6 protein-coding genes are annotated in these 6389 nt (G+C 70.9%); 1 reads left to right on the top strand and 5 read right to left on the bottom strand.

Annotation, left to right across the window (positions count from 1 at the left end; all coding sequences use genetic code 11):
* Positions 1–164 precede the first annotated feature (164 nt).
* Genes hflX through ACWDTI_RS26315 form a run of 4 tightly spaced genes read right to left on the bottom strand, consistent with a single transcriptional unit; the run spans position 165 to position 4270 of the window.
* Entirely contained in the window at positions 165–1652 is a 1488-nt protein-coding gene (hflX, locus tag ACWDTI_RS26330) for a GTPase HflX (protein WP_449741085.1), read from the bottom strand.
* Positions 1653–1695: 43 nt separating this feature from the next.
* Positions 1696–2592, bottom strand: a complete 897-nt coding sequence (dapF, locus tag ACWDTI_RS26325; protein ID WP_449741084.1) for a diaminopimelate epimerase — start codon at positions 2590–2592, stop codon at positions 1696–1698.
* Between the two features lie 20 nt (positions 2593–2612).
* The gene (gene miaA, locus ACWDTI_RS26320; protein ID WP_449741083.1) at positions 2613–3521 is read right to left on the bottom strand and encodes a tRNA (adenosine(37)-N6)-dimethylallyltransferase MiaA; all 909 of its coding nucleotides are present in this window, start codon (positions 3519–3521) and stop codon (positions 2613–2615) included.
* Positions 3518–4270: a hypothetical protein gene (locus tag ACWDTI_RS26315; protein WP_449741082.1), complete on the bottom strand. Its 753-nt coding sequence runs from the start codon at positions 4268–4270 to the stop codon at positions 3518–3520. The genes miaA and ACWDTI_RS26315 overlap by 4 nt, the downstream gene beginning before the upstream one ends.
* A 173-nt stretch (positions 4271–4443) precedes the next feature.
* Between ACWDTI_RS26315 and ACWDTI_RS26310 the strand changes: the two genes are divergently transcribed.
* The gene (locus tag ACWDTI_RS26310; protein ID WP_449741081.1) at positions 4444–5958 is read left to right on the top strand and encodes a DUF349 domain-containing protein; all 1515 of its coding nucleotides are present in this window, start codon (positions 4444–4446) and stop codon (positions 5956–5958) included.
* Between the two features lie 6 nt (positions 5959–5964).
* Here the strand turns inward: ACWDTI_RS26310 and paaI are convergent, their stop codons facing one another.
* Positions 5965–6387, bottom strand: a complete 423-nt coding sequence (gene paaI, locus ACWDTI_RS26305; RefSeq protein ID WP_449741089.1) for a hydroxyphenylacetyl-CoA thioesterase PaaI — start codon at positions 6385–6387, stop codon at positions 5965–5967.
* Positions 6388–6389: the final 2 nt, after the last annotated feature.

Raw genomic sequence — 6389 nt, 5'->3', positions numbered from 1 at the left:
CGGCCGCCGTCCCCGCCGTGGACCTGCCGCCGCTCGACAAGTTCGCCGGACTGGTCGTAACCGAACTCTTCGCCTACTAGGCACGGGAAATCCACAGACACCGCGGACCCACCAGCCCTGCTGCTGGTGGGTCCGCGGTGTCTGTGGTGGTCCCGGCGAGTCGCTCAGAGGGCAACCGCCAGCCCCTCCAACTGCCCGGCGAACGACCGCGGCACACGCACCGTCATCCGGGTGCCGTCGGCGGTGTGGTCGGCCGACAGCACTTCGCCCTCCTCGTGGATCCGCGACACCAGATCGCCACGGGTGTAGGGCACGTCGATGGTGAGCTCCACATCGGACTGTCCGATGAACTCGCGGATGCGGTCGAAGAGTTCCGGCAGTCCCTCGCCGGTGCGCGCCGACACGAACACCGCGCCGGGGAACGCGGCCCGCAGCTCGGTCATCCGGTGGCCGTCGATCGCGTCGATCTTGTTGATCACCAACAACTCCGGCGGCGGATGTGCACCCTCGTCGGCGACCACCTCGTTGATCACCTTGCGCACCGCCGAGATCTGTTCGGCCGGAAACGGATCCGAGCCGTCGACGACGTGCAGCAGCAGGTCGGCGTCGACGACCTCCTCGAGCGTGGACCGGAAGGCCTCGACCAGCTGGGTGGGCAGGTGCCGGACGAAGCCGACGGTGTCGGTGAACACCACGGCCCGGCCGTCGTCGAGGGTTGCGCGGCGGGTTGTCGGGTCCAGGGTCGCGAACAACGCGTCCTGGACCAACACCCCGGACCCGGTCATCGCGTTCACGAGACTCGACTTGCCGGCGTTGGTGTAGCCGGCGACGGTCAGTCGCGGGATGGCGTTGCGTTCGCGGGCCGCGCGCATCACCGTGCGGGACTTCTTCATCTCGCGGATCTCGCGGCGCAACTTGGCCATTCGCTCGCGGATGCGGCGCCGGTCGGTCTCGATCTTGGTCTCACCGGGACCACGCAGGCCGACGCCGCCGTTGGAGCCGGCACGACCACCGGCCTGCCGCGACATCGACTCACCCCAACCGCGCAGGCGCGGCAGCATGTACTCCATCTGGGCGAGGGAGACCTGCGCCTTGCCCTCGCGCGACGTCGCGTGCTGGGCGAAGATGTCGAGGATCAGTGCGGTTCGGTCGATGACCTTGACCTTGACCACCTTCTCCAGCGCGGTCAGCTGCGCCGGGGTCAGCTCGCCGTCGCAGATGACCGTGTCGGCACCCGTCGCCAGCACCGCCTCGCGCAGTTCCTCGGCCTTGCCCGACCCGATGTAGGTGGATGAGTCCGGTTTGGATCGTCGCTGGATGAGGGCCTCGAGGACCTGGGAGCCGGCGGTCTCGGCGAGCGCGGCCAGTTCGGTCATGCTCGCGCGCGCCTGCGCCGCGGTGCCCTCGGTCCACACGCCGACGAGGACGACGCGTTCGAGCCGCAGTTGGCGGTATTCGACCTCGGTGACGTCGGTGAGTTCGGTGGACAGCCCGGCGACGCGTTGCAGAGACGCGCGTTCGGAGAGCTGCAGTTCGCCCGTGGTGGGATCGGCCAGGCCACGGATACGGGGGCCACTCGGCGCGGCGTCCTCGTCGGGCACGGTCTCGAAGCCGTCGGGATCGATGATGGGTGCTGATGCTGATTCGGTCATACGCGATCCATGATGGCACGTCCGGCCACCACGAGGCACATGGTTATTGCGCGGGCTCTTCCCAGCCCGGCCGCAGGGTGCCGTCGGCCACGAGCATCGACGGTCCGCGCAGGGTGGCGCCGGCAGGGGTGATCCCGACCTCGACCCGACCGCCGGGCACGGTGATCTGCAGTGTGCCCGTCGTCTGGTCGGCCGCGGCGAGGATCGCGGCGCCGGCCGCGACGAGTCCGGTGCCGCAGCTGCGGGTCTCCCCCACGCCGCGCTCGAACACCCGCATCGCCGACGGCAACCGGCCGGCGGCGTCGGCGGGACCGGGCGGCGTCACGATCTCCACATTCGCGCCGTGCGGAAACGCGTCGGCGTCCAGCTCGACGCCGAGCGCGAAGTCGACCGCGGCCAGATCGTCGCCGGTCAGGTCGGCGACGACGCAGGCCAGATGCGGATTGCCGACGTCGATCATCAGTCCGCGGTAGAGGTCGTCGCCGATGCGGACGGTCGACTCGCCGTCGATCCGCACCGCCCCCATCTGCACGGTGACGTCGGCGTGCACGGCATCGTGTGAGTGCACGGTGACCGGCCGTCCGCCGGCCCGCGAGCCCACGGTGAACTCGTCGTCGAGTATGAGCTCGGTCGCGCGCAGGTAGTGGGCGAAGACGCGGACGCCGTTGCCGCACATCTCGGCGATCGAGCCGTCGGCGTTGCGATAGTCCATGAACCAGTCGTCGGGTGCGACCCCGGCGGGCAGATGTGGCAGCAGACCGCGTTCGACGAGTGCCGCCGAGCGGACCACCCGCAGCAGCCCGTCGGCGCCGACCCCGCGCCGTCGGTCGCACAGCGCCGAGACGTACGAGTCGGTCAGGTCGAGGTCGGCGGCGGGGTCGGTGAGGATGACGAAGTCGTTCTGGGTGCCGTGACCCTTGACGAAGCGCTGCCGTTCCACGGTCCCAGCCTACGTCGGGCTCACTGCCCGACGACGCGCAGCGCGTGCGCGGTCACGTCGGCGTCGGCCGCGTCGAGCCACACGATCCGATGGTCGCGGCGAAACCACGACCGTTGTCGCCGCACATAGCGGCGGGTCCCGATGAAGGTCAGTTCCTCGGCCTGCGCGAGGTCGTAGGCACCGTCGAGCGCCGCCAGCACCTGCGCGTACCCGATCGCCCGCGGTGCGGTCACGCCGTCGCGCAGGCCCAGACCCAGCAGCCGGCGGACCTCGTCGACGAGTCCGCCGGCGAACATCAGCCGGGTGCGCAGCCGGATGCGTTCGTCGAGTTCGGGGGTGTCGCGGTCGAGCGCGATGATGCGGGTACCCCACCGTGGTTCGCCGATGACCGGCGCGGACGCCGCGAACGGCTGCCCGGTCAGCTCGACGACCTCCAGTGCACGCACGATGCGCCGGCCGTCGGTGTCGAGGATGGATGCCGCGGCCGCCGGGTCGACCTCGGCGAGCCGACGATGCAGCGCCGCCACCCCGATCTCGTCGAGCATCGTCTCGTAGCGGGCCCGGACCTCGGGATCGGTGGCGGGGAACCGCCAGTCGTCGAGCAGCCCCTGGATGTACATCATCGATCCGCCGACGAGGACCGGGGTGCGCCCGGCGGTCAGCAGGCGTTCGACATCGGCGCTCGCCGCCTCCTGATAGCGCGCGACGGTTGCCGTCTCGGTGACGTCGAGGACGTCGATCTGATGATGCGGGATGCCGCGTCGCTCGGCGACCGGGAGCTTCGCGGTGCCGATGTCCATCCCCCGGTACTGCTGCATCGCGTCGAGGTTGACGATCTCGCCGCCGAGCCGCTCGGCGAGATCGAGGGCGAGATCGGACTTGCCGCTCGCGGTGGGTCCGACGATCGCGACGGGTCGGTGTCCCGTCACTGCGGGGTCCATGCCGCGACGACGTATCCGACACCGAAAGGTGCTCCCGCATAATGCATTTCGGCCTTGATTTCCCGGTCTGCACACAGTGCCGCGGCCACCTGCCACGCGGGCCGGCCCCCCACGCCCTCCGCGGCGCAAGCCACCGGGTCGATTCCGGCCATGGCGCCGCAGTCGCCCGCACCGACGGCCTCGTCGAGCCGGGCCTGCAGCTCGACCGCCTCGGGACGCAGCCCGCCGCCGGGCGCTCTGGCCGACAGGGAGATCGCACCGTCGCCGACGACGAGGACCCCGACCGGCTCGGCGTCCGCGTCGATCTCCGCGGCGAGATCGGTGCCGATACGGGCGCACTCGGCGGGCGTCGCGTCCGGGTCGACCAGGACCGGCCGCACCACGTCGGCACCCCCCTGCTCACGCAGCCAAGCGGCGATGAGCATCGAGAGCGGAAGCGACCCGTCGTGTCGCCGCTGCCCGAGGTGCGAGGCGCCGGCCGAGCCACGAAGAGTCTCACCATCCAGGCTCACCCCGACATCCACCCCATAGCGCGCGAACGTCCCGGTCGCCCCCGGCCCGACGACCTGTCCCGATTCGTCGGCGGCACCGACGGCCACCCACGTCGACACCTCCGCCAGATCACGGACGAGGGCCAGGGTGGCGGCCCGCACCGGCTCCGCGTCGTGCGCCATCGGTCCGCTGAGCTCCGGGACCAGCAGCGGAGCACTCGGAACGAACACCACAGACGCCAACACGACCCCGACGCTAGCCGACGCTTGGCGCAATGTGCTCGCAGCGGCCCCACGGCTGATCCTGACCTGCTTGAATGGGAAGACCGGTGCCGTACCGACGCGGAGGAGATCACCGGAACCGAGTGACCGGCAGCCGTGACGCGCGGCAGCACACCTGCGGGAGAGGGCACCTGCACATGACGAATCCGACCGATCCGACGACCGCCGACGAAGCGACCCCGGCCGTCACCCCGACGACCCCAGCCGACGCAGACACCGCCACCCCGGCCGACCCCACCACCGCGGCGGCCGCCGCAGACACCGCCACCCCGGCCGACCCCACCACCACCCCGGCCACCGCAGACACCGCCACATCGAGCGTCCCGGCACCCCGTCCGGGCCCGCGGCCCGGCCCCAAACCGGGACCCCGGCCGGGTCCGCGTCCCGGTCCCCGGCCGGTCGACGTGGCGCCGATCCCGACCTACGTGCCGCACGGCGACCCGCACCAATTCGGCCGTATCGACACCGAGGGAATCGTCTGGCTCAAGACCGCCGACGGCGAACGGCAGATCGGGTCGTGGCAGGCGGGCACCATCGACGACGGACTCGCTCATTTCGCCCGCAAGTTCGACGACCTCGCCACCGAGGTGGAGATCCTCGAGGAGCGCCTCGCCGCGCGGTCGGGCGACCCCCGCAAGGCGCAGGCCGCTGCGAAACATCTGCTCGACGACCTGCCCAACGCCGCGATCATCGGCGACGTCTCCGCGCTGGAGGAGCGACTGACCGTCATCGTCGGCAGTGCCGACGACGTCGCCGACTCCATCAAGGCCGAACGCGAGCAGACGCGTCAGGCGGCGATCGCCCGCAAGGAGGAACTCGCCACGGAGGCCGAGCAGATCGGCGCGGAATCGACCCAGTGGAAGGGCGCCGGCGATCGGCTGCGCGCCATCCTGGACGAGTGGAAGACGATCAAGGGCGTCGACCGCAAGACCGACGACCAGTTGTGGAAGCGCTACGCCAAGGCCCGCGACGCGTTCAACCGTCGCCGCGGCGCCCACTTCGCCGAGCTCGATCGCGAACGGGCCGGCGCCAAGGCGCGCAAAGAGGAACTCATCGCGCGCGCCGAGGAGCTCTCCAACTCCACGGACTGGGGTCCGACGGCGGCCAAGTTCCGTGAACTGCTCGCCGAGTGGAAGGCGGCCGGCCGCGCCCCCCGCGACGCCGACGACGCGCTGTGGCAACGCTTCAAGGCCGCCCAGGACGTGTTCTTCGCGGCACGGAACGCGGTCACCTCGGAGCGGGACAACGAGTTCGCGGCCAATGCGGCGGCCAAGATCGCGCTGCTCGACGACGCCGAGAAGACGATCAACCCGGCCACCGACCTCGACGGGGCCCGGCGCGAGTTCCGGGCGTTCCGCGACAAGTGGGACGAGATCGGCAAGGTGCCCCGCGAGCAGATGGGCTCCCTGGAGGGCCGCGCACGCGCGCTGGAGAAGCGCATCCGCGACGCCGAGGACGCCCAGTGGAAGAGCAGCGATCCCGAGGCGGAGGCCCGCGCAGCCCAGTTCTCCGACCGCGCAGCGCAATTGGAGGAACAGGCCCGCAAGGCCGACGAACGGGGCAAGGCCAAGGATGCCGCCAAGCTGCGCGAGCAGGCAGCGCAGTGGAAAGAGTGGGCGGACGCGGCGAAGAACGCGGTCGCCGACCGCTGAACTGCCCTAATCCCGGCGGATCGTCCGACTGTCACCGCGGAACTCGGCGATCACCGCGTCGTCGGCTTCCCGCCGTACCGTAACGTCGGTGATCCCGTTGCGGCCGAAGCGTTCCCGCTCGAACGCGGTCGCGATCAGGCGGTCCCCGAGTTTTGTCGACGCGATGAAACGGATGTCGGCGCGGGCGGCGACCGCGGCGTCGTCGCGACTGTTGCACGCCGCGGCAAAGGCCGTGTCGGCCAACAGGAAAACGTAGCCACCGTGGGTGATGTCGTGGCCGTTGACCATCGTCTCGGAGACGGTCATCGCCATGACCGCACGCCCCGGCTCCAGTTCGAGCAGTTCGATGCCGAGCGCGGTGGTCGCCGCATCGCCCGCGAGCATCTCGCGGGCGATGCGGCAGTCACCGGCCGAGCCGTCGACGGACACGG

The organism is Gordonia sp. NPDC003424, assembly GCF_053588655.1.
This window is presented reverse-complemented; position numbering and strand designations above follow the sequence as displayed.